Raw genomic sequence first — 23,996 nt, 5'->3', positions numbered from 1 at the left:
GGTAGCGAAATGGTTTGCTCTAGTATTTTATATGAAAATTTAGTAAAATAAGGCGAAAGTGAGTAAATGAGTAAGGAGGTTATGATGCATAAATACGCAGTTGTTGACCTAGAAGCAACAGGTATTTCTTCTGGGCAAGTAGGACATATTATTCAAGTCGGTATAACGCTTGTCGAAGAACATAAAATTGAACAAGCATTATGTTTTGACGTACAACCTCCAGTATCCATTCAATCTCATATTACGGAATTAACGGGTATTACAAATAAACAAGTGAAAGATGCGCCTTTATTTAGTGATATTGCGGATTATTTATATACATTACTTGAAGGATGTATTTTTGTAGCACATAATGTTCATTTTGATTATGGCTTATTAAAAAAAGAATTTGAACGAGTAGGTATTATGAATTTTTCAATGCCTCGTATTGATACAATTGAACTTGCAAAAATTATTTATCCAATGGAAAAATCGTATGGGTTGAAGCGATTGACGACAGTACATGGTATTTTATTAGAGCATGAGCATAATGCTGGTGAGGATGCATTCGCAACGGCACAGTTATTTGTAAAAATGCAAAGCGATTTTGGAAGATTAGATGATAAAACCCGTACAACAATTTCCGATTTACTAAAAAGAAAACAAGACACCATGTCTTTGTTTTTTGACGATATAAAAGACCATGAAGCAGATAGTTTCTTTCCGCAGACTGATGTGATAAAGCCAGAATCTCATACAATACTTACAGAAAATACAGTATTAAAACAACAGCTATTGGACTATTTATTAGATGAAACAGACAATAAACATAAATTATTAGAACAACATGAAGCAAATCGCATGTGGGACGATGTATTTTCGATTTTATCATCTTTAAATAAAAAAACCTTTGTTTTGGTACATCACAAAGAATTGGCTCAAAGTATTTCACAACTTTATCAGGTGCCTTATTTTAAAACAAAAGAATATTACCTAGACTTAAATGCTTTAGAATATTTATTGACGATACCACAAGACTTGACTTTTCAAGAAGTACGCTATTTATGTTGTGTGTTAGTGTGGTTAACTCAAACACAAACAGGTGATTTAGAAGAACTGGATTTTCCCAATAAATTTCTTTATCGATTAACGCACGCTTATCCTGAAAATACTTATTTTTTTGATAGAGCAGTACAAAAAATAAAACAATCGACATGTGTCGTGTCGACGCATCTTGATTTTCTGGCGTATCTTGATACTTTAAAAGAAATTGAAAAAGTAAATGTATTTATTGACGATGTGCAATATTTTAATGATACATTAACACAGTATTTTAAAACCAAACTATATGACACACGTTATTATCAAGAAGTAAGACGCTATATGCATACATATCAACATGAATTAGACGCTGGTAAACAAGAAGCAATGGATATTGTGCTTATGCTCGATAAAGTGCTCGCTGGTTTCCGATCATTCATGACATTACTAAAAAAACAATATCCAGTTATGCCTTATCCAGAAGATGATATGATTAAAACCGTTTATATTGATAAACTAAGTCAAATAAAGAAAGAAATTTTGTATTCTTTAAAAGAAAGTTTTGATACATTAAAACAAGTCATTGCTAATGCAAAAATAAAACAAGGTTCGGGGCTAATGAAAATTGTTGAAGGAGCACAATATCTTGAATCTGTTCTAGAAACTGAAATATCCGATGACTATATGACGATGTTGATAAAAAAACAAGATATATATATGCACTATGAATGCATTTGTCAAAAATATACGAGTGCTCACTTTATGCAAGAGCATGTGTATCCCTTTGTTGATAAGTTGATTTATACAAGTATTAGCATGGATAATAAAGCGACATTTGATTATTTAGAAAAACAGCTTGGCGATACTCAGCTGGATAAAAATGTCATGAAAACAGCACATACAAATCCATTAGTTCCTTTACATGTCCTAACTGATTATGTGCCTAAAATATATGTGAAAGAAAATTTATTAGTGCGTAAAACCATACGTCTTTTAGAAAAATTATCCATCAAAAATACAGTTATCATCGTCCCTTCAACGAGCTTTTTAGAAAAAGTAAAAGAGATGGAAACACAGGCTTTAATCATTGAGCATGCCAATTCTAAAAAAGTATGGCTACAATTAGGTGAAACATCTCATGCTGTTTATGTCACATGGCATCAATGGCAACTCATTCAACCAAAATACGACTTGATTGAACGTGCGATTATTGTTAGATTACCATTCGAAGCACCAGATTCTATACAGGCACAAGTTAGCAAACATTTTTTATTAAATGGAACAGAGCATTATTTTAAAACAATAGCATTACCAAAAATGATTATGACGATGCGTTATTTTATTCGACAAATGGCACAGAGCACTGGAGAGATGATTGTGCTAGATGAACGTATGATAAATAGTCCTTATCAAGATGAAATTAAAGAAAATTTAGTGCAAGATTGTCAAATCACAGCTGCAACGCTAGAAACATTGTTAAATCAATGATAGAATAGATGTAGCACATATATTAAAGAGGATATGATATGAAAAAAATATTGATAGGTGTAAGTATTGTTTTTGTTGTCGGGCTGATTTTAACAGTATCTACCATAGAAACATTATTATCACCGTATAATAAAGCCAAACAAGAAGCAGCTCAGCTTGTTTTCAATGATGGTATTATGAAAAAAATTGATGATTTTTATTTGTATCAGTTTGATAAAACGGTATACGGTTTATACGGTGATAGTCAAGATAATAAAAAAATATATGTTGTCATTGACGTAGAAAGTAGTCAAGCACAAATTTACGAAACATCTGAATTAATTGATAAAGACAAAGCAAAAGAAGTGGCAATGAACGAAGAAAATACCATTCAAATCTTAAATGTCACATTAGGCTTGATGAAAAATGAACCTATTTGGGAAGTGTCATATAAATCTAGTCAAGTGTCACTTGGTTATATGCGTATATCTGCAAAAACTGGACAGATTATCCAACATATTAAAACAATATAAAGGGAGATATTCATGGTTATATCAAATCGAGCAAAAAATATCCAAGAATCTGCAACTCTAGCAAGTGCACAACGTGCTAGAGAGTTGATTGCACAAGGGATAGATGTCATTCAATTAACGCTAGGAGAACCTGATTTTAGTACACCACAACATATTAAACAAGCTGCTATTCAAGCGATTAAAGAAGGTAACTCAGATCATTATACGAATGCTACTGGTATTTTACCTCTAAAGCAAGCCATTGTTGATTTTCATAAACAGTATGACGGTGTTACATATCAACCACAAGACGTTGTGGTAGGTACAGGTGCAAAACATATTTTATTTGTTTTGTGCCAAGCACTGCTAAACAAAGATGATAAAGTGATTATTCCAACACCGTACTGGGTAAGTTATAGTGAACAAGTTAAATTAGCAGGTGGTGTTCCATTATTTGTAGAAACAACTTTTGAACAACAGTATAAAGTAACAGTGGAACAACTAAATGCCTTAGACTTAACGCATGTAAAAGCTATCATTATCAATTCTCCAAATAATCCAACAGGTAGTGTTTATACAAAAGAAGAGTTATTGCAAATTGGAGAATGGGCTGTTCAACATGATTTATTCATTATTTCTGATGAAATTTATTATCGTTTAGTTTATGGGGATACTCAGGCTATTTCTATGGCAACTCTGTCAGAAAGCATAAAAAGTCGAACGATTATTGTAAATGGAGTCGCAAAAAGTTATGCGATGACAGGTTGGCGTATCGGTTATGCATTGTCAACAAATAAAGATATTATTGGTGCAATGGGACAAATTATTAGTCATGAAACGAGTAATTTAACGGCTGTTAGCCAATATGCAGGTGTTGCAGCTTACTCAGGTACACAAGAACCTGTGGAAGAGATGAGAAAAGTATTTGAAGAACGTTTGCATTTGTTTTATAATTTGATTAGCCAAATCGAAGGGTTTAAATTAACAAAACCACAAGGTGCTTTTTATTTGTTTCCAAATGTAAAAGAAGCAGCACGTTTAACAGGATATGACTCTGTTAAAGAGTTTGCAGATGCATTATTAACGAAGGCTCATGTTGCGGTAGTATCGGGTGATGCATTCGGTATGGATGACTGTATTCGTTTGAGTTATGCAGGAGATAGTGAACAACTCATCGAAGCAGCACGCCGTATAGCACGTTTTATAGATGAACATAAAAGAAACATATAAGAAAGCAATGTTAGAAGGAGTATACAATGGAAAGAATTACAATGAATCATGCCAAAGATTTCGTCGGTCAAACCGTTGAAATAGGTGCATGGGTAACGAATAAACGTAGTAGTGGGAAAATAGCGTTTTTACAATTACGTGATGGAAAAACATATTTTCAAGGGATTGTTGTAAAACAAGATGTCGGTGAAGAGGTTTTTGACATCGCAAAAAACTTAGCACAAGAAACATCGGTTTTAGTAACAGGAATTGTCCAAGAAGATACACGCTCAAAATTGGGGTATGAATTATTAGTGACCGGATTAACTGTTGTTGGTGAAAGTGGAGATTACCCAATCACACCGAAAGAGCATGGAACAGATTTCTTAATGGATCATCGCCATTTATGGTTACGTTCAAGTAAACAACACGCTGTGATGCAAATTAGAAATGAAATCATTCGTGCAACATACGAATTTTTCAATAAAGAAGGTTTTATTAAAATTGATCCACCAATTTTAACAGGAAGTTCACCAGAAGGCACAACAGAATTATTTGAAACAGATTATTTTGATCAAAAAGCATATTTATCACAAAGTGGTCAATTATATATGGAAGCTGCAGCTATGGCATTTGGTAAAGTATTCTCATTCGGACCAACATTCCGTGCAGAAAAATCAAAAACACGTCGTCATTTAATTGAATTTTGGATGATGGAACCAGAAATGGCATTTACAACACATGAAGAAAGTTTAGTTATTCAAGAACGCTATGTTGCTTTCTTAGTTGAAAATGTCTTAGAAAATTGTCAGTTAGCTTTACACACATTAGAACGTGATGTAGAAGTATTGAAAAAATATACACAATTACCTTATCCACGTATTTCTTATGATGAAGCTATTACTTTATTAAATGATAATGGTTTTGATGATATCACATGGGGAGAAGATTTTGGTTCACCTCATGAAACATTTATTGCTAATCATTTTGAAAAACCAGTCTTTATTTTAAATTATCCAAAAGGTATTAAACCATTCTACATGAAACTACATGAAGAACGTGACGATGTAGTGATCAATGCAGATATGATTGCTCCAGAAGGATATGGTGAGATTATTGGTGGTAGCGAACGTAATATTGACTATGATAGTTTAAAAGAAAAAATTCAAGAATTTGGTTTAAGTTTAGAAGAATATGGTTGGTACTTAGATTTACGCAAATACGGAACAGTACCACATTCTGGTTTTGGATTAGGTTTAGAGCGTATGGTAACATGGATTAGTGGAACAGAACATATCCGTGAAGCCAGCCCATTCCCAAGATTATTAAATCGTTTATACCCATGATGAAAAGAGAGTAGATTTTACTCTCTTTTTTCTTACACATTGACAAATATCTTAAAAAAAGATATACTTCAACTCATGCGACGGGTCGAGGCGTAACCGTGATAGGCATATCACAAAAAGGTTACAAATCAAAGTAGCGTGCACGTGAGGCAACTCACACTGTCGGATACAGGCACGAGTTAAGGAGTATGTGAACTGCTCTTTAACGTCTACTAGCTGATTAGAGTTTTTCTAATCGGCTTTTTTTGTTATACTAGTTTTATAAATAGAGTTGAATGTTATATGAGAAAAAGATAAGATAAATAGGCATAAAAAGAGGTGGATAATGAAAGTCATTGGGTTAACAGGAGGTATTGCGACAGGGAAGTCAACAGTCACTAACATACTTTTGGCACGAGGTGTTCCTGTGTGTGATACGGATAAAATTGCTAGAGAAGTCGTAGAAAAAGGTACACCGGCATTACAAGCATTGACAACTGCTTTTGGTACAGAAATTTTAACGCCTGAGAAAACACTAAATCGTCAAGTACTAGCGACGATTATTTTTCAAGATGAACAGAAAAGACATCTTGTTAATAGTATTGTTCATCCCTATGTGTTTGAGGCTATTTTAAATTGGAAAAAAGAGCAAATAGCATCGGTTGTCTTTATTGATATGCCTTTATTGTATGAAGTCGGTTATGATACACAAGTGGATTCTGTTTTAGTCGTCTATATACCAAAAGAAAAACAATTAGAACGATTGATGAAGCGAAATGGGTATACGTTAGAGGAGGCATCTATTCGGATTGAAGCGCAAATGCCTATCGAGAAAAAAAGAGTATGTGCGGATGATGTGATTGATAATTCTGGAACAATCGAAGAAACAGAAAAACAAGTCATTGCATATTTAGAAAAACAGAAAATGTGATATAATAGACATAATATTAGTCATTTATAAGGAGAAAATTCATGCAATGTCCACGTTGTAAATATACAGGTTCTAGAGTAATTGATAGTCGTCCGGCTGAGGATAATACGGTCATTAGACGTCGTAGAGAATGTGAGGAATGTAAACATCGTTTTACAACATTTGAACGACTTGAAAGAACGCCACTACTCGTTGTGAAACGTGATGGGAACCGTGAAGATTTTAATCGTGAAAAATTGTTACGAGGATTGGTACGTTCGTGCGAAAAACGTCCGGTTTCATTGGAAGTTTTGGAAAAAATTGTGAGTGAAGTTGAGTTTGAAGTGTATAATGTTGGTGAAAGTGAAGTATCTACGACTGAAATAGGTGAATTGGTAATGGATAGATTAGCGAAGATTGATGAAATTGCCTATATTCGTTTCGCAAGTGTTTACCGTCAATTTACAGATAAAAGTCGTTTTTTACAAGAATTAGAAGAATTAGCAAGAAGATTACAACAATAATAGGGAGAAAAGCAGATGACGTATTTAGGAAAAGATATTAGTCCAAGAGATTATATTTTTATACAAAAATTAAATACTATCACGGATATAGATAAACAAGTTGTGCTATCTTTATATCAACCAATTATTGGAGCATCTGCAACGGCTTTATATTTATTTTTAGTGAATTGCCCACAAAGAATACAGCATAAGACGATTTTTGATATGTTGCATTTTGGTACACAAATACTATATGATGCACGTATTCGTCTAGAAGCTATTGGTTTATTGAAAACGTATATTACTCAAGTAGAGCAGCAAGATAAATATATTTATGAAGTGTGTACACCAGTATCACCAAAAACATTTTTTAGTGACCCGGTTTATTGTGGTTTATTAGTAGCGCAAGTTGGGGAAAATCAATTCAATGTTTTAAAAGATATGTACATGATTAAAAGTGTATCTACAAAGGACTATCAGGATATTTCATATTCTTTTCATGCACTATTTGGTAAACAGTTAAAGGTGTATACAAGTGATTTTCATAGTGTGATTGGTCAGGAGAAATCACAACTCGTTTTAGATGACAAAGATTTTGATTGGACATTTTTTCATCAATTATTACAAGGGTCATATATTTTACCAACACAATTAACAGCTCAAGTCAAATATGCTATTCAAGGATTACATCATATTTATGGCATTCAGCCACTTGATATGAGAGATTATGTTTTACAATCTCATGATATGGTAACAAACAAGATTGATGTTGATAAATTATATCAAATAGTTAGAAATGCGATGCAAAACCAATCAAAGAGTAGCACTCAAATAGAAATAACACCTTTAAGTGAAACTGCCGTGGGGCATACGGATAAAAAAAGTGCGTTGATGACTTTGTGTCAAAATACGGTTCCGGCTGAGTTTTTAAAACACATTAAACATGCAAAGAATCAGCAAAATGCGTCAGGATTATATTATCAAGTATCTCAAAATGAATTAAAACTTATTGAACGGTTAATGACACAGTATGGTTTTCATCAAGAGGTTGTTAATTTATTAGTTCATTATATATTAGTTGTTTTAAATCACGATACATTATCTGCTAGTTATGTTGATAAGGTAGCAAATGATTGGGTAAAACAACATATTACAACAGTAGAAATGGCGATGGCTTATTTACAAACAAGAGAACAAAAACGGGATGTACCGTCTTCAAAATCTGTACGTTCAAAAAAAGGCAATGTGAAGCAAATTAAGATGACCGAAGAAGAAAAGAATGCTTTAAATGATGAAGACACGCCGATTGATGATGAAGAGTGGAACAATATTTTATCCACATTGAAATAGGAGATGACAAATGGATTCTATACAAAATCATTTAAAAAAATATGTTTATTCAGATAAATTCAAACAACGATATAATGATTTAATTCAAGACATTCAAAAAGATGCTGAGATTCAAGCGTTTATTTTAGAAAATAAAGAAATATTATCAGAAGATATTTTACAAAATAGTTATGCTAAATTGTATGAATTTATGAAAGAAAAACAACGCATTAAAGAAAGTGGCTACTCCCAAAATCCAGGTTTTGAACCAAAATTAGTCATGAATGTTGGATTTATTGATGTTGCCTATCAACCGACAGCTGATTTTTTAGCACAAGAAGAAAGACGAGAACTATCGAATCGTATTCAAACATTACAAATGCCTAGAAATATAAAAAATATTACATTTGCATCACTAGACAAAACGAAAGCCCGAGCAGATGTATTAAAATATTTTATTGATTTCTGTAATGAATATACACAAACAAAAAATAACTTTATAAAAGGAGCGTATTTATACGGTTCTTATGGTGTCGGTAAAACGTATATGATTGGTGGTCTGGCTAATGAATTAGCAAGTAGAGGTGTTTCTAGTTATTTAGCACATTTTCCTAGTTTAGTTGTGGAATTAAAAGCAGCGATTGGAGATAATTCTGTCCAACAAAAATTAGATGTCATTAAAAAATCAACGATTTTAATGTTAGACGATATTGGTGGAGAAAGCATGACGCCATGGGTAAGAGATGATATTTTAATGACAATTTTAGATTATCGCATGCGTGAACAATTACCAACATTTTTTACATCAAATCTATCTTTTGCTTTATTAGAAGAACATTTAAAAGGTGTTACCATTGAAGATGAAAGAAAAGCTAAACGCTTAATGGAACGTATTAAATATTTAAGTAAAGAAATCAACATCGTCGGTAAAAATCGCCGAGAGATGTAAAGTTTATGGTTGCATTTTATTGCATAACATGATACTATATAGCAGATGTTTAAATACATTTGTATTAGACAGATTATAACTCTGTTTTAGCAAATAATTCAGGGCAAAAGGAGAGAAAATAAATATGAAAAAAGATATTCATCCAAATTACCAACCAGTTGTATTCATGGATACAACAACAGGTTTCAAATTCTTATCTGGCTCAACAAAATCATCTTCTGAAACTGTTGAGTGGGAAGACGGAAACACATACCCATTGATTCGTGTTGAGATTTCTTCTGATTCTCATCCATTCTATACAGGACGTCAAAAATTCACTCAAGCAGACGGACGTGTGGACAAATTCAACAAAAAATACGGTTTGGGACAAAACTAATCTATGTAGACACCTTCGGGTGTCTTTTTTAGTTTCCATGATAAATCGAGTTGTTGGTGATAAAATCCACCAACAACTCGATTTAATGAAAACCATAGTGATATTTAACCGATCTAAAATGTTAAATAAATGAGTACAGTCCATAACTTTATACTAAAGATGTATCCATTTTTCTTTATCAATACAATTTAATGAAGTGTATGTTAAAAAGTGGTGAACGAATATGTTGAGTATTCGTTCACCACTTGATGTTAATACTATCAAATAGCGTTGATATGTAAACGTATGAACTCGATTACGTATTAAGATTATAGAATGTGTCAATTATTTTGTGCACTCATCAAATCCTTTACGTAACTGTTCTTCAGGGAGATTTTTTCCAATAAAGACAAGTGTAGATTTACGTTCTGTTGGACCCCAATCACGTCCTTTTGAAATATCGAAACTCATTTGAACACCTTGGAAAATAATTTGATGTTCAATACCTTCAACGTTTAAAATACCTTTATAACGATATAATTGTTCGCCATAATAGTATACTAGTTCATTTAACCATTGATTGATTTTGCTTAAATTTAATGGTTTCTCTGCTTCAAATACAAAGGACGTAATGCCGCTATGATGAGGGTGTCTATGATGATGTTTATGTTCACCGTGATGTTTGCAATGACCGTGTTCGTCATGATGATCACAGTCGCAATCACAATCATGTTCGTCATGATGACAATGTTCATGGTCATGACAATCGCAGTCTTCATCATGATGACAACATTCACCGTGTTCGTGGTGGCAGCAGTGTTCACCGTGTTCATGATGTTCATGACAATGAGGGCATTCGTCTTCTTTTGCACGTTCTTCCATTTCAAGAACTTTTTCTTCACTAGCGTAGAAAAGTTCTAAATTAAACATATCTTTTAATGTCACTTCTTTTTCGCTTAAATCTTGAATCGGTGCAAAAGCATTGATAGAACGAACTGATTCGATAACATCATGATATGTTTGTGAATCAACAAGTTGATGTTTTGAAATAAAAATTTTATCAGCAAAGCCAACTTGTTTAGCAGGTTCTTCTTGTTCTTTGGTTTCTTTTAAGAAGTTTTTTGCATCAACAACAGTTAATACAGCATCTACAATAAAGTTTTCATTTAAAAATGGAACATTGATAAATGTGTGTGCAATTGGGGCAGGGTCGGCTAACCCTGTTGTTTCAAATAAAATACGGTCAACTTTTACACCCATTTTTTCTTTTGCAGATAGAATAGATTCTAAAGTTGAAGGAATATCGTTTCTTAATGTACAGCATAAACAGCCATTGTCCATTTGATAAATATCTTCTTTAACATCTAAAACAAATTGATGATCCACACCAACAGATCCAAATTCATTGATAATAACAGCAATATGTTCTTTATGCTCTTCTTTTAATACTTTATTGATTAAGGTTGTTTTTCCGGCTCCTAAAAATCCGCTTACAATGGTTACTGGAATTTGTTTCGGCATAATATATCCTCTTTTCTTTTAGTATGTTCTTATTATAAAACGAATAGTTTCATGTGTAAATGTATATGGTTTACAAAAGTAAACCGAAATAATACATATTTGTACGAATAATGCTTGACAATGAAATAGGGGGTATAATAGACTAAACAGATAGGAGGATGAATTATGTCGTATCGTGCCATTGTATTCGCAGCAGATAATAAATATACTGATCCATTATTAACAGCAATAAAATCTGTTTGTGTTTATAACCAACATATTAAGTTTTATATTTTAAATGATGATATTCCAAAAGAATGGTTTCTCTCTGTTGAAAAACATCTTGAACCGTTAAATTGTACTATTCAAGATGTTAAATTAGTAGACTATACATTAAGTAAATTTAATGGTCCTTATGCCCATATCAATTATGTGACTTATTTTAGATATATGATACCCGAAGTTGTAGAAGAAGATAGAGCTCTTTATTTGGACGTGGATTTGATTGTCACAGAAAATTTGGATGAGTTGTTTGCGATAGATCTTGAACATTATACTATTGCTGCTGTAAAAGATTGGGATCAACAACGTTATACTGGACATTTTAATGCGGGTGTATTACTCTTAAATTTAGTTAGATGCCGTGAAGAAAAATTCATGGAGAAAACGATAGCTTATACAAAAGAGCATATCGGTCAGTTAGAAGTAGGCGATCAAACGGTATTAAATACATTGTATCCTGATTATTTTGTTTTGCCACAATGTTACAACTATCAAATAGGTGCAGAGTGGGTTGGAACTGTTGAGCGTGAATCAGAAAGACAACCGATTATTTTTCATTATAGTACGCATCATAAACCGTGGAATTCAGTTAGTTACAATGGTATTCGAGAGTTATGGTGGTTCTATCATGATTTAGATTGGTCTGACATAAAATCCCATTGGAAAATAAAAAATGTCGATACAAATACATTCACACAATATCATCAAAAAAATCATTGCTTTATTTTAACGAATACACAATACATTGAGCATATCGAATATTTAATTCGTTCTTTACCAAATTATCGATTTAGTGTAGCTGCTCATACAATGATGTCTTCTACTTTATTAAATTTAGCTCAATATAAAAATGCCTTTATTTGTCCACTTGCGATAGATGCAAAAATAGAAGATCTATTAAATCGATGTTCGGTTTATTTAGATATCAATCATTTTAATGAAGTGGATAATATTGTACAAAGAGCATTACATAAAGGAAAACCAGTTATAACATTCCAGTGTACAAAACATAAAGAGGATGATGTATACACACATATTATTTCAGAACATGAACCAGAGAAAATGGTAGAAGTGTTAAAAGAGTTGGAAGTATAAAAGAAAGGAGATGGCATAATGGATTTTGAAAAATTAGCAAAACAAGCTGAAGAAAAAGTATCAGAAGTCTATAAAGATGTTGAGAAAAAAGCAACAGAAACATTTGAAAATGTGACTGAAACAGTGACAGAAAAAGCATCTGAAGTTGTTGGAAAAGTAAAAGATACATTCAATAAATAAAAAAGTGGGTTTACCCGCTTTTTTTATTTGTTGAATAATTCACTTGTTTTTTGTTAGTTTTATGTTATAATTTTCACATCACTTTTAGGAGGTATATAGATGACATCATCATTAACATTTATAGGGAATACACCCGTTTATCAAATAGACGGAACAAATATTTATGCTAAATTAGAAAAATACAATTTAAGTGGTAGTGTAAAAGACCGTGCTGTATTAGGTATGTTTGAAGAAGCAGTACGTCAAGGTGCTATAAATGAAAACACCGTTTTAGTAGAAGCAACAAGTGGAAATACAGGAATCTCAGTAGCGTTAATTGCAGCGATTCATGGGATAAAAGCCGTTATTGTGATGCCAGATAGTATGAGTATTGAACGTCGTACAGTGATTAAAGCATACGGAGCTCAATTAGTTTTAACACCGAAAGAATTAGGAACAAAAGGTGCTATTGATAAAGCCGCTGAATTAGTGGCAAATAATGAAAATGCTATTTCATTAGGCCAATTTGATAACCCGGCTAATCCAAATTACCATTATAAAACAACAGCAAAAGAAATTTTAGAACAAGTGCCAAATATTGACTTATTTGTTGCAGGAGTTGGAACAGGTGGTACATTTACAGGTGTTACACGTTATTTAAAAGAAGAAAAACCAGAAATCAAAGCCATTGCATTAGAACCAACAGATTCGCCAGCAATTTCTAAAGGAATTGGCGGACCACATAAAATCCAAGGAATTGGAACAGGATTCATTCCTGAAAACTTTGATCGCTCACTTATGGATGATGTTTTAACTATTACAAATGATGAAGCAATCGAAGAAGCAAAAAACTTTATGCGTACAACAGGTATTGGTATCGGTATTTCATCTGGTGCAGCGCTTGTAGGTGCTAAAAAAGTTGCTGAAGAATATCCTGATAAAGTGATTGTTACCGTTTTGGCTGATGGAGCAGATAAATATTTCTCTGTTTTTGATTACCAAGATGTAACCTATTTAGAGGTATAATGGGATTTTTTAAACAATTAAACAACAGTATTGAACGTGCAATGACTATTGACCCAAGTGCTAAATCAAAATGGATGGTATTATTAACATATCCACATATAAAAGCATTAAATTACCATTATTTTGCACATAAATTATATAATAAAAAGCATTATCTGTTAGCACGTCTTTTATCAAAAAGAGCAAGACGAAAAACAGGTATTGAAATACATCCGGGTGCAAAGATTGGAAAAGGGTTGTTCATTGATCATGGTATGGGCGTTGTGATTGGTGAAACAGCTATAGTTGGTGATAATGTTTTGATGTATCACGGTGTTACCTTAGGTGGAACGAGTTTAGGGCATGAAAAAAGACATCCAACGATTGAAAATAATGTATTAATTGGTGCGGGTGCTAAAATTTTAGGAAATATTACTATCGGAGAAAACACAAAAATTGGTGCAAATGCGGTTGTAAAAAAAGATGTTCCAAAATTTTCAGTTGTCTTTGAACCACAACCTACTGTTATGACACATAAGGATTTCGAGTAAATTAGAATAAAAAAGTGAGGCAACATATTGTCATGTTGTCCTCACTTTTTGTTTTTTAGTATCTAAAAATATCCACTTTACGATGCTCTTTGTCTTTTTGTTATTAAAGCAATCCTACTATAATTGTACTGTTTTTCTAGCAAACATATCAAATTCTTCTTTATGAGTAATAATAATGGTTGTGATGTGGTGTGCTTTTGTAAAATGAATAATCTTTTTGGCTATTTCTTGGCTCAAAGATTTATCAAGAGCACTTGTTGGTTCATCTAAAATAAGTAATTGGGGTTTTCTAATTAAAATTCTTGCTAAACCAATTCGTTGTTTTTGTCCACCACTAATATTTTGTCCACTTTCTAATAGATTAAATGATAAACCTTTTTCTTTTACAAACTCTTCTAGACCAACTATATGTATAATAGTATCTATTTCTTCTTGTGAAAATATATCGCCTAATGATATATTTTCTAAAATACTTCCCTCAAAAATGAACGGATCTTGTGTTGTTTTTAGTATACTAGAAAATCGATTATATATGACTGCTTCATTAAGCAAAATATCGTTCCACATGATAGTACCATTCAGTTGATGAGTATCTATTGTGTTCATGATGAGATGACTAAGTGTTGTTTTACCGATCCCACTTTCTCCCTTTATGATTAAAACATCTCCACTATTTAAAGAAAAGAAAACATCGCAAAGAATGCTTTTATTGTTATAGTTAAATGATTGAATAGCAATGTTTAATGTTTTTAGTTCGGGTAATGATTGATAAGATATTTTTGGAGTAGGGGAATATATATGATGCAAATTTTTTTGAGTTTGTAAAGCAATATCTCGTTCATTTAATTTATCCGCAATCACACGTATCGGTTCATGTAATAATCGAGTTAAAGAATACATAGCAATAGCAGCCCCTAATGTCATTTGGCTATTTAGAATAAATAAAACAGATAGCAATAAACTAATCATAGGCAACACAAAAGCAACGAAAGAAGAGATACTGACATAAAGTGAAAAATAAACAGCAATTTTTTGATTAATATATTTTTGTTTTGTTAGTTTATGTGACATGTAATTCGTAAAGTAGTTTTCTTTTTGGAGTTGTTTAATATGAAATATACCATCAAAAGATTCTGAAATAGCTTTATGAATATCTGCAAATAAATGTTGGCTATCGGATGTTAAACGTGCTATTTTTTTGTAATCATCTTGACGATAAAAAAACAAGTAAGAATGGTTGTGAATATAATCACTGTAATAATACCGTGATAAAAGCTCATTAGACAAAGCGTTGTCACTAATATAATGACTTGTGTGAGAAAAATAATAATACCTTGAGAATACCAGTCCGATATTTTGTTACTATCAATGGTAATATTAGATACTAAATGGCGGTGAGAATATTTTTGAAAAAAGGAAATTGGTTTATTTATGGTAAGTTGATACAGATTTTCTATAATAGACAATTTACCAATATAGAATAATTGTCTAAGAAAATATTGAGCAATGAACAAAACAATGCCGTAAAAGCCTAAAATAATAGTGATGTGAATGAGTGTTTCATTAAGTTGAGTATGCTTTTTTTCAGCAATATAATCAATTGTTTTTTGAATATTAACAACGAGCAGCAAATTCAATGCTGTTCGTATTAAAATAAAAAGTAGCGTTAAAACTTGAATTTTGGTAACTTTTTGAAATTTTTGACTAGTTTTATAGAACATTTGTCAATTCCCCTTTATATTTTATTTTTTTAGGATAATACCAAAAATATAGCTGAAAATCAATGGAAGAATAACATGGAATGCTTTGAATAAAATAAATTTCTTATCAAATTCTACAACAACTTGCATATATAATAAGTGAGGTGAAAAATTGTGTTAAATAAAGACGTCATTATAAAATGGGCGAGCACTTATAAATATATATATATAGTATTTTTTATAGTTGTATCTATTAGTATAGGGATAGGGTCTGCTTTTTTTATACAAGCTCCTAAACCAACTTTAATCTCTCAAGAAACAACTGATATACAAACAGAAAAAAAGATTTATGTAGATATTAAAGGTGCTGTAAATCATGAAGGTATTTATGAAATGGCAAAAGATTCCAGAGTAAAAGATGTAGTAGAGCAAGCAGGCGGATTTACAGATAATGCAGATAGGAAAGCAGTTAATCTCGCTCAGCTTGTTTATGATGAAATGATGATTATTATTCCAAATATTGATGAACAGAATGATTTACAATCAACTAAAATCAATTTAAATACAGCAACAAAATCACAACTTATGACAATTGCGGGAATAGGTGAGAAAAAAGCGGATGCTATTTTAGAATATCGTAAACAAAAACGTCTAACGAAAATAGAAGATTTAAAACAGATAAAAGGCTTTTCCGATAGCCTCATTGAAAAAATAAAACCCTTGGTTAGTCTTTCATGCAAGGAAAATGGATATTTCTTAGTTTAACAGCCGTCATAACGGTTGTATCCTTCTTGTATGGAGGTGTATTTTGGTTTATTTTTGCGATATGGTGGGTTAGGTTATTGTGTTTTAGACATAAACAAGTATTATATCTATCTTTCATTACTGTACTTATTTTTGCATATATTTCTATACACCATCAACATAAACATAGTTCTCTTTTTGCAAATCAAACACACTATTCAGTAACATTATTTGCCAATACAGTGCGTGTGAATGGAGATACTGTGACAGCTAAAGGTGTTATTCAACAAGAGAAAATTTATTTAAAAATAAAAGCTAAAACACAAAAAGAGGCTATGTTTTGGCTGGATTTAACAGATGATATTGTGATAGAGGCAACAGGTACCTTAGAAACACTGCCATCAGCTCGTAATCCATATCAGTTTGATATGGCAAAATATATGAAAGAACAGTATTCTATTTTTTGGTCTTTCAATATCAAGGCGTATCATCTCATATCTCGTCACTTTAATATCGAAAGATTTATACAAAAACAATTAGAAGAGTATCTTCCCAATCCTTTACGAGCGTTTTTAAATGCTAGTCTATTTAAAGATGTGGAGCGTGATATTCTGGAACCCTTTCAAGAAAGTGGAATGTTATTTTTAGTATTATTATCAGGCGTACACATTCAATATATATTGATATGTCTGAAAAAATGTCTTTATAAATGTGGTTTTACACGAGAAACGGTTCAATTATTGATGATGATTTGTAGTGTTTTCGCTTGTTTAAGTCAAGTGACACTCGGTATCAAGCGTGCTTTTTTAAATGAAACAATCACAAAATCTCGTTTAGATACTCTATCGGGTTTTATGCTTATAACGATATTTATTAATCCTTACAGCGTTTTTACACTCGTTTTCCAATTAGGATTTGGTATCCCCGTTTTGTATCAAATATATCCCCATCAAAAGATGCTCAATTTCCTTTTTTCTATTCCTTTCATGAGTGCGCACTATTTTGGTGTTTTTCTATTTCCGTTCCTTTTACCTAGAAAATGGTTCAGCATCACAATGTTATGGATATGGCTAATGTCTTTAATTCCTGTATTGCTTGATCCTCTAAATACTTGTGTTAGTCTACTATTAGCATGTGTACAATGGATAAGCCGACAACCGTTCGTATTTTTTGTGACAGGACGCCTATTTGATATACAGTATGTGGCTTTAGGTATTTGTCTTATTTTGTATACAAAAGTTAAGAAAAAGTATCTCGTTTATGTACTGATGATATGTATTTTATTTGTGCAGCTACCAAAAGAGCAAGTAACAGTGCTTGATGTAGGACAAGGGAGTAGTTTATTACTTCAAACAAATGGTCAAACAGTTCTGATTGATACAGGAGGAGATGTTTTATTTCGTCCTAAACAAAAATGGAAAGAGAAAAAAAGACAATCACTAGCCCAGCGAACATTGATACCAACATTAAAAGCTTTAGGTATTTCAAAAATAAATACTGTATTTATCACGCATCAAGATAAAGATCATTGCGGTGCATTAGAAGAATTAAGAGAAAAAATACCTATTGAAAAAATTGTGTTTGGAAAAGGAGCAACTATTCGAGGAACGGATAGTGTTGTTGCCCCAAAAACATTTGATGTAGGGCATGCAACGATACAGTTACTTTACCCATTTGAAGAGGGGATAGGAAACAATGACCATTCTTTAGTTTTTTTAATGACATTCAATAAGAAAAAGTGGTTGTTGATGGGGGATGCAAGTCAACAAGTAGAGCATTCATTGTTAAGTATGTACCCATATTTACAAGCAGATATTTTAGTCGTTGGGCATCACGGGAGTAAAACATCAAGTAGTAAAGCATTTATCGAGCATATTAGACCAAGTGTCAGTATTATCTCGTGCGGAGTGAATAATCGCTTTGGTCACCCTCATCAAGAGGTACTTGATAGATTAGAAAAAACATTGATTTATCGAACAGATAAACAAGGGACAATTATGTATAAAGAAGAAAAGCAAGGGTTTGAAATAATGGTACACGATACGACAGAATGAAACAGTTTTATTTTCTGTTTTATAACACATTTCTGTAAAATGAGAAAAAAGAGTATGATTTTAATAGTGCTAAAAATCACAATAAAAATAAGGGTTATACAATTAACAACTTTTATAATAAATACTTGCTAAACTTGTTTAATAGTGTTAAAGTTGTAGATGAAGGGTCGATAAATGAATACAGTTTTGAAGTGTGTTTTATCGCCTGTAATAAACGAGCAAAGAGAGGAATAAAACATGGTAGCAAAAAAAGCAAAATTTAGTGTTGAATCATTGTTTGATACAAATAATACTGATTTTTCTATGGTACAAGTTTTAGATGAAGAAGGAAAAGTTGTAAATCCTGATTTATTACCTGATTTATCAGATGACGAATTAGTAGGATTGATGACAGATATGGTATGGTCACGTATTTTACATGAGCGTTCAACAGCATTGAATAGACAAGGACGTTTAGGATTTTATGCACCAACTGCAGGTCAAGAAGCAAGTCAATTAGGAAGTATTGCTGCGATTGAAAAAGAAGACGTATTATTACCTGGATACCGTGATGTACCACAGTTGATTAAACATGGTTTACCTTTACATCAAGCATTCTTATGGTCAAGAGGTCACGCAGCAGGAAATGTGTATCCAGAAACATTAAAAGCATTACCACCACAAATTATTATTGGTGCGCAATATGTACAAGCTGCAGGTGTCGCTTTAGGTTTAAAAATGCGTGGTAAACAAGCTGTTGCTGTTACATATACAGGAGATGGAGGTTCTTCACAAGGTGACTTCTATGAAGGAATTAACTATGCTGGAGCATACAATGCACCTGCTATCTTCTTTATCCAAAATAATGGTTGGGCAATTTCAACACCACGTTCTTTACAAACAAAAGCAACAACATTAGCACAAAAAGCTGTTGCAGCAGGTATTCCAGGTATCCAAGTTGACGGAATGGATATTTTAGCTGTATATGCTATTACGAAAAAAGCACGTGAATATGCAGTAGCAGGAAATGGTCCAGTATTGATTGAAACAATTTGTTATCGTTTTGGTCCACATACTCTATCAGGAGATGATCCAACACGTTATCAACCAGAAGGTGTTCAAGATGAGTGGCAAAAGAAAGATCCACTTATCCGTTTCCGCAAATATTTAGAAGCAAAAGGATTATGGTCTAAAGAAAAAGAAGACGAAGTTATCGAAGCAACAAAAGAAGAAATTAAAGAAGCTGTTAAATTGGCAGATCAAGAGCCTAAACAAAAAGTTTCTGATTTCTTGAAAAATATGTTTGAAACACCAACAAGAGATATTCAAGAACAAATTGAAAAATTTGAAGCAAAGGAGAATAAATAATCATGGCACAAAAAACAATGATTCAAGCGATTACGGACGCTTTAGCACATGAATTAGAACGTGATCCAAATGTATTGATTTTTGGGGAAGACGTTGGTAAAAACGGTGGGGTTTTCCGTGCTACTCAAGATTTACAAGATAAATTTGGAGAAGACCGTGTTTTCAATACACCATTAGCAGAATCAGGTATTGGTGGTTTAGCCATTGGTTTAGCATTAGAAGGATACCGTCCAGTTCCTGAAATTCAATTTTTAGGTTTTATTTTTGAAGTAATGGATTCAGTTGTAGCACAAGCGGCACGTACACGTTACCGTATGAGTGGCACACGTACAATGCCAATTACTTTCCGTGCACCTTTTGGTGGTGGTGTGCATACACCAGAATTACACTCTGATAATTTAGAAGGATTATTAGCACAATCTCCAGGGATTAAAGTTGTTATTCCAAGTAATCCGTATGATGCAAAAGGATTGATGATTGCTTCAATTCGCGATAACGATCCAGTTATTTTCTTAGAACACATGAAATTATACCGCTCATTCCGTGAGGAAGTGCCAGATGAAGAATACATCGTACCAATCGGTAAAGCATCTGTTCCAGTTGAAGGAACTGATGTATCTGTTATTACATACGGTGCAATGGTACGTGAAGCAATGAAAGTAGCAGAAAAATTAGCAAAAGAAAATATTTCTGTTGAAGTTGTAGACTTACGTACAGTATCTCCATTGGACTTAGACACAATCTTAACATCAGTTAAGAAAACAGGACGTGTTGTTGTTGTTCAAGAAGCACAACGTCAAGCAGGTATTGGTGCAATGGTTATGGCTGAAATTGCAGAGCGTGCTGTTCTACATTTAGAAGCGCCAATTGGTCGTGTCGCAGCTCCAGATACAATTTTCCCATTTGGTCAAGCAGAGCATGACTGGTTACCAAATGCGAACGATATTGAAGAAAAAGTAAGAGAAGTTTATAATTTCTAATTCAGAAAGAGAAAGATGTGCAAACATTTTTCTCTTATCTATTAATAAATGTCTAAAAAAGAAAGGATAATAAACATGGCATTCCAATTTAAATTACCAGATATTGGTGAAGGTATTCATGAAGGTGAGATTGTGAAATGGCATATTGCTGTTGGCGATACAATCAACGAAGATGACACCTTATTAGAAGTACAAAATGATAAATCAGTTGAAGAAATTCCTTCTCCTGTAACAGGGAAAGTATTAACTATTTTAGTTGAAGAAGGTGTTGTTGCAACTGTTGGACAAGTTTTAGTTGAAATTGAAGCAGAGGGACATGAAGGTGGCGAAACAGCATCAGCACCGGTTGAAGCAGCACCTGCTCCAGAAGCACCAAAATCACAAGAACAAGTAAAACCATCAGCTCCAACTGGTGCTCCAAGTAAAAATGTATTAGCAATGCCATCTGTACGTCAGCATGCACGTGAGTTAGGTGTAGATATTACATTAGTAACACCAAGTGGAAAAGGTGGACGTGTTACAAAAGCAGACGTAGATGCCTTTGCACAAGGTGGAACAGTATCAGCTCCAGTACAAGAAACAGTAGTAGAAGTAGCACCAGTGCAAGAAGTTAACCAACCAGTACAAGTGGCTCAAGCAGCACCTGCTCCTTATGTATCACAAACACCTGAAGCAGAAACTCGTGAAAAATTAACACCAATCCGTAAAGCTATTTCTAAAGCAATGGTTAATAGTAAACATACAGCACCGCATGTAACATTATTTGACCAAGTAGAAGTAACAAAATTATGGAATCATCGTAAAAAATTCAAAGACGTTGCAGCTAGCCAAGATGTTAAATTAACATTCTTACCATACGTTGTGAAAGCATTGGTTGCAACTGTACGCAAATATCCGGTATTAAATGCTTCTATTGATGATGCAGCTCAAGAAATTGTGTACAAAAACTACTACAATGTAGGTATTGCCACAGATACTGATCATGGTTTATATGTACCAACAATTAAAAACGCTGATGCAAAAGGTATGTTTGCTATTGCGAATGAAATTAATAGTAAAGCAGCTTTAGCCCATGCAGGACAATTAAAACCAGCTGATATGTCAAATGGTACAATTACAATTAGTAATATTGGTTCAGTAGGCGGCATGTGGTTCACTCCAATTATTAACTATCCAGAAGTTGCTATTTTGGGTGTTGGTACAATCGCAACAGAGCCAGTTGTAAATGCAGATGGCGAATTAGCTGTTGGTCGTATGATGAAATTATCATTAAGTTTTGATCATCGTATCGTTGATGGAGCAACTGCTCAAAAAGCGATGAATGAAATCAAACGTTTATTAGCAGATCCAGAATTAATGTTAATGGAAGGCTAATTAAGAAAAGAGAAAAGAGGATAAAAACATGGTAGTAGGAGATTTCGCCATTGAGCTAGATACAGTCGTTATCGGTGCTGGACCTGGTGGATATGTTGCTGCAATTCGTGCAGCACAAATGGGACAAAAAGTTACTGTTATTGAAAAAGGTAATTTAGGTGGCGTTTGTTTAAACGTTGGTTGTATTCCATCTAAAGCATTGATTGCTGCTGGACATCGTTATCAAGAAGCTCAACACTCAGATATTTTTGGTGTAACTGCTGAAAATGTTAAAATTGATTTTACAAAAACACAAGAATGGAAAGACAATCAAGTTGTCAATAAATTGACATCTGGAATTGGCATGCTTTTGAAAAAAAATAAAGTTGATGTTGTTTATGGAGAAGCATTCTTAGTTGATTCAAACACACTACGTGTTGTTACAGAAGAATCTGCTCAAACATACACATTTAACAATATGATTTTAGCTACTGGTAGCCGCCCAATCGAAATCAAAGGCTTCAAATTCGGTAAACGTGTCATTGACTCTACTGGGGCATTAAATTTAAAAGAAATTCCTAAAAAATTCGTTGTTATCGGTGGAGGTGTTATCGGTTCAGAATTAGGTGGTGCTTATGCCAACTTAGGTTCAGAAGTAACTATTTTAGAAGGTTCACCAAGTATTTTACCGTCATTTGATGCAGATATGGTTAAATTAGTGGAAGCATCATTTGCGAAAAAAGGTGTTAAAGTTGTGACTAAAGCAATGGCTAAAGAGGCTATTGATAATGGTGACAGTGTTACTGTGAAATACGAAGTAGACGGTAAACAAGAAGAAGTAACTGCTGACTATGTAATGGTTTGCGTAGGTCGTCGTCCAAATACAGATGATGAATTAGGCTTATCAGCAGCAGGTGTTAATACAACAGATCGTGGTTTAGTTATTGTTGATGAACAATGCCGTACATCACAACCAAATATCTATGCGATTGGCGATATTACAGCTGGTCCTGCATTGGCACATAAAGCAAGCTATGAAGCAAAAATTGCGGCAGAAGCTATTTCAGGAAAAGCAGTAGCCGTTGATTACAAAGCGATTCCAGCTGTAAGCTTTACAGACCCAGAATTAGCAACAGTTGGTTTAACAGAAAAAGAAGCAAAAGAAAAAGGCTTATCTGTTAAAGCTGTTAAATTCCCATTAGCAGGAAATGGCCGTGCATTATCACTAAATGCAACAGAAGGTTTTGTACGCTTAGTTGTGACAAAAGAAGATCAAGTGATTGTCGGTGCTCAAGTAGCAGGTATCAGCGCTTCAGATATTATCGCAGAATTAGGCTTAGCAATCGAATCAGGTATGAATGCCGAAGATATTGCATTAACAATCCATTCACATCCATCACTATCAGAAACAGTTATGGATGCAGCAGAAATGGCATTAGGCCTACCAATTCATGCTTAATTAAAACAAATAATATAGAAAACAAGGAAATTCTGTTGAAATAGAATTTCCTTGTTTTTATGGCTCTATAATAAATCGTGTTGGTGGGAATAATCCACCAACACGATTTTGTATATAAAAGTGGACAAAAAAAGAGAAATACCTGTATGATTAAATCACCACAATTAAACAAGGAGGTATTTCTCATG

General features: G+C 33.1%; 21 protein-coding genes and 1 pseudogene. 19 read left to right on the top strand and 3 right to left on the bottom strand.

Going from position 1 to position 23,996, the window contains the following annotated elements; all coding sequences use genetic code 11:
* The first annotated feature begins 84 nt into the window (after positions 1-84).
* The 9 genes from GMA11_RS05660 to GMA11_RS05620 all read left to right on the top strand — a co-directional run bounded on the left by GMA11_RS05660 (position 85) and on the right by GMA11_RS05620 (position 9,600).
* A complete protein-coding gene (locus tag GMA11_RS05660) occupies positions 85-2,508 on the top strand; it encodes an exonuclease domain-containing protein (RefSeq protein WP_163546252.1) in 2,424 nt (807 codons plus the stop codon).
* A 38-nt stretch (positions 2,509-2,546) separates the two neighbouring features.
* Entirely contained in the window at positions 2,547-3,020 is a 474-nt protein-coding gene (locus GMA11_RS05655) for a DUF5590 domain-containing protein (RefSeq protein ID WP_163546251.1), read from the top strand.
* Between the two features lie 12 nt (positions 3,021-3,032).
* Positions 3,033-4,229: a pyridoxal phosphate-dependent aminotransferase gene (locus GMA11_RS05650; RefSeq protein WP_163546250.1), complete on the top strand. Its 1,197-nt coding sequence runs from the start codon at positions 3,033-3,035 to the stop codon at positions 4,227-4,229.
* A gap of 26 nt (positions 4,230-4,255) precedes the next feature.
* Positions 4,256-5,554: an asparagine--tRNA ligase gene (asnS, locus tag GMA11_RS05645; RefSeq protein WP_163546249.1), complete on the top strand. Its 1,299-nt coding sequence runs from the start codon at positions 4,256-4,258 to the stop codon at positions 5,552-5,554.
* 322 nt (positions 5,555-5,876) lie between these two features.
* Positions 5,877-6,464 (top strand): dephospho-CoA kinase, encoded by a 588-nt coding sequence (gene coaE / locus GMA11_RS05640; RefSeq protein ID WP_163546269.1) that lies wholly within the window; start codon positions 5,877-5,879, stop codon positions 6,462-6,464.
* 41 nt (positions 6,465-6,505) lie between these two features.
* Positions 6,506-6,967 (top strand): transcriptional regulator NrdR, encoded by a 462-nt coding sequence (gene nrdR, locus GMA11_RS05635; RefSeq protein ID WP_163546248.1) that lies wholly within the window; start codon positions 6,506-6,508, stop codon positions 6,965-6,967.
* A gap of 15 nt (positions 6,968-6,982) precedes the next feature.
* Positions 6,983-8,296 carry a DnaD domain protein gene (locus GMA11_RS05630; RefSeq protein WP_163546247.1) on the top strand — a complete coding sequence of 438 codons (1,314 nt, stop codon included), beginning with the start codon at positions 6,983-6,985 and terminating at the stop codon, positions 8,294-8,296.
* Positions 8,297-8,306: 10 nt separating this feature from the next.
* On the top strand, positions 8,307-9,224 hold the full coding sequence (gene dnaI / locus GMA11_RS05625) for a primosomal protein DnaI (protein WP_163546246.1): 918 nt from the start codon (positions 8,307-8,309) through the stop codon (positions 9,222-9,224).
* Positions 9,225-9,348: 124 nt separating this feature from the next.
* Complete coding sequence (locus tag GMA11_RS05620; RefSeq protein WP_163546245.1) at positions 9,349-9,600, top strand: type B 50S ribosomal protein L31; 252 nt, start codon at positions 9,349-9,351, stop codon at positions 9,598-9,600.
* Between the two features lie 324 nt (positions 9,601-9,924).
* Here GMA11_RS05620 and GMA11_RS05615 read toward each other — a convergent pair whose 3' ends face one another.
* Positions 9,925-11,100, bottom strand: a complete 1,176-nt coding sequence (locus GMA11_RS05615; protein ID WP_163546244.1) for a GTP-binding protein — start codon at positions 11,098-11,100, stop codon at positions 9,925-9,927.
* Positions 11,101-11,265: 165 nt separating this feature from the next.
* On the opposite strand from GMA11_RS05615, the gene GMA11_RS05610 reads away from it, so the two are divergent.
* The 4 genes from GMA11_RS05610 to epsC all read left to right on the top strand — a co-directional run bounded on the left by GMA11_RS05610 (position 11,266) and on the right by epsC (position 14,171).
* Positions 11,266-12,456 (top strand): glycosyltransferase family 8 protein, encoded by a 1,191-nt coding sequence (locus GMA11_RS05610; RefSeq protein ID WP_163546243.1) that lies wholly within the window; start codon positions 11,266-11,268, stop codon positions 12,454-12,456.
* 18 nt (positions 12,457-12,474) lie between these two features.
* Complete coding sequence (locus tag GMA11_RS05605) at positions 12,475-12,636, top strand: hypothetical protein (RefSeq protein ID WP_163546242.1); 162 nt, start codon at positions 12,475-12,477, stop codon at positions 12,634-12,636.
* A 99-nt stretch (positions 12,637-12,735) separates the two neighbouring features.
* Complete coding sequence (gene cysK, locus GMA11_RS05600) at positions 12,736-13,641, top strand: cysteine synthase A (RefSeq protein WP_163546241.1); 906 nt, start codon at positions 12,736-12,738, stop codon at positions 13,639-13,641.
* A complete protein-coding gene (epsC, locus tag GMA11_RS05595; protein ID WP_163546240.1) occupies positions 13,641-14,171 on the top strand; it encodes a serine O-acetyltransferase EpsC in 531 nt (176 codons plus the stop codon). Before cysK ends, epsC begins: the two co-directional genes overlap by 1 nt.
* A gap of 117 nt (positions 14,172-14,288) precedes the next feature.
* Here the strand turns inward: epsC and GMA11_RS05590 are convergent, their stop codons facing one another.
* A complete protein-coding gene (locus GMA11_RS05590; protein WP_370516579.1) occupies positions 14,289-15,071 on the bottom strand; it encodes an ATP-binding cassette domain-containing protein in 783 nt (260 codons plus the stop codon).
* Between the two features lie 36 nt (positions 15,072-15,107).
* Positions 15,108-15,892: pseudogene (locus GMA11_RS05585) on the bottom strand (ABC transporter transmembrane domain-containing protein); the annotation flags it as partial.
* Positions 15,893-16,045: 153 nt separating this feature from the next.
* Between GMA11_RS05585 and GMA11_RS09520 the strand changes: the two are divergent.
* The 6 genes from GMA11_RS09520 to lpdA all read left to right on the top strand — a co-directional run bounded on the left by GMA11_RS09520 (position 16,046) and on the right by lpdA (position 23,808).
* Positions 16,046-16,636 (top strand): helix-hairpin-helix domain-containing protein, encoded by a 591-nt coding sequence (locus tag GMA11_RS09520; protein WP_370516578.1) that lies wholly within the window; start codon positions 16,046-16,048, stop codon positions 16,634-16,636.
* On the top strand, positions 16,606-18,669 hold the full coding sequence (locus GMA11_RS05575) for a ComEC/Rec2 family competence protein (protein WP_163546237.1): 2,064 nt from the start codon (positions 16,606-16,608) through the stop codon (positions 18,667-18,669). Before GMA11_RS09520 ends, GMA11_RS05575 begins: the two co-directional genes overlap by 31 nt.
* A 237-nt stretch (positions 18,670-18,906) precedes the next feature.
* The gene (gene pdhA / locus GMA11_RS05570; RefSeq protein ID WP_163546236.1) at positions 18,907-20,016 is read left to right on the top strand and encodes a pyruvate dehydrogenase (acetyl-transferring) E1 component subunit alpha; all 1,110 of its coding nucleotides are present in this window, start codon (positions 18,907-18,909) and stop codon (positions 20,014-20,016) included.
* 2 nt (positions 20,017-20,018) lie between these two features.
* On the top strand, positions 20,019-20,996 hold the full coding sequence (locus tag GMA11_RS05565) for an alpha-ketoacid dehydrogenase subunit beta (protein WP_163546235.1): 978 nt from the start codon (positions 20,019-20,021) through the stop codon (positions 20,994-20,996).
* Between the two features lie 75 nt (positions 20,997-21,071).
* Entirely contained in the window at positions 21,072-22,370 is a 1,299-nt protein-coding gene (locus GMA11_RS05560; protein ID WP_163546234.1) for a 2-oxo acid dehydrogenase subunit E2, read from the top strand.
* A 28-nt stretch (positions 22,371-22,398) separates the two neighbouring features.
* A complete protein-coding gene (lpdA, locus tag GMA11_RS05555) occupies positions 22,399-23,808 on the top strand; it encodes a dihydrolipoyl dehydrogenase (protein WP_163546233.1) in 1,410 nt (469 codons plus the stop codon).
* Positions 23,809-23,996 lie beyond the last annotated feature (188 nt).

It is taken from the genome of Granulicatella sp. zg-ZJ (assembly GCF_010892355.1).
Lineage (GTDB): Bacteria > Bacillota > Bacilli > Lactobacillales > Aerococcaceae > WM01.
The sequence above is the reverse complement of the archived record's forward strand: the minus strand, read 5'-3'. Positions and strand labels throughout refer to the sequence as shown.

Excerpts from the sequence above, each read along its gene's own strand:
- GMA11_RS05660 (WP_163546252.1), top strand. The coding sequence starts at position 85 with ATGCATAAATACGCAGTTGTTGACCTAGAAGCAACAGGTATTTCTTCT.
- GMA11_RS05655 (WP_163546251.1), top strand. The coding sequence starts at position 2,547 with ATGAAAAAAATATTGATAGGTGTAAGTATTGTTTTTGTTGTCGGGCTG.
- GMA11_RS05650 (WP_163546250.1), top strand. The coding sequence starts at position 3,033 with ATGGTTATATCAAATCGAGCAAAAAATATCCAAGAATCTGCAACTCTA.
- asnS (WP_163546249.1), top strand. The coding sequence starts at position 4,256 with ATGGAAAGAATTACAATGAATCATGCCAAAGATTTCGTCGGTCAAACC.
- nrdR (WP_163546248.1), top strand. The coding sequence starts at position 6,506 with ATGCAATGTCCACGTTGTAAATATACAGGTTCTAGAGTAATTGATAGT.
- GMA11_RS05630 (WP_163546247.1), top strand. The coding sequence starts at position 6,983 with ATGACGTATTTAGGAAAAGATATTAGTCCAAGAGATTATATTTTTATA.
- dnaI (WP_163546246.1), top strand. The coding sequence starts at position 8,307 with ATGGATTCTATACAAAATCATTTAAAAAAATATGTTTATTCAGATAAA.
- GMA11_RS05620 (WP_163546245.1), top strand. The coding sequence starts at position 9,349 with ATGAAAAAAGATATTCATCCAAATTACCAACCAGTTGTATTCATGGAT.
- GMA11_RS05615 (WP_163546244.1), bottom strand. The coding sequence starts at position 11,100 with ATGCCGAAACAAATTCCAGTAACCATTGTAAGCGGATTTTTAGGAGCC.
- GMA11_RS05610 (WP_163546243.1), top strand. The coding sequence starts at position 11,266 with ATGTCGTATCGTGCCATTGTATTCGCAGCAGATAATAAATATACTGAT.
- GMA11_RS05605 (WP_163546242.1), top strand. The coding sequence starts at position 12,475 with ATGGATTTTGAAAAATTAGCAAAACAAGCTGAAGAAAAAGTATCAGAA.
- cysK (WP_163546241.1), top strand. The coding sequence starts at position 12,736 with ATGACATCATCATTAACATTTATAGGGAATACACCCGTTTATCAAATA.
- epsC (WP_163546240.1), top strand. The coding sequence starts at position 13,641 with ATGGGATTTTTTAAACAATTAAACAACAGTATTGAACGTGCAATGACT.
- GMA11_RS05590 (WP_370516579.1), bottom strand. The coding sequence starts at position 15,071 with ATGTATTCTTTAACTCGATTATTACATGAACCGATACGTGTGATTGCG.
- GMA11_RS05575 (WP_163546237.1), top strand. The coding sequence starts at position 16,606 with ATGCAAGGAAAATGGATATTTCTTAGTTTAACAGCCGTCATAACGGTT.
- pdhA (WP_163546236.1), top strand. The coding sequence starts at position 18,907 with ATGGTAGCAAAAAAAGCAAAATTTAGTGTTGAATCATTGTTTGATACA.
- GMA11_RS05565 (WP_163546235.1), top strand. The coding sequence starts at position 20,019 with ATGGCACAAAAAACAATGATTCAAGCGATTACGGACGCTTTAGCACAT.
- GMA11_RS05560 (WP_163546234.1), top strand. The coding sequence starts at position 21,072 with ATGGCATTCCAATTTAAATTACCAGATATTGGTGAAGGTATTCATGAA.
- lpdA (WP_163546233.1), top strand. The coding sequence starts at position 22,399 with ATGGTAGTAGGAGATTTCGCCATTGAGCTAGATACAGTCGTTATCGGT.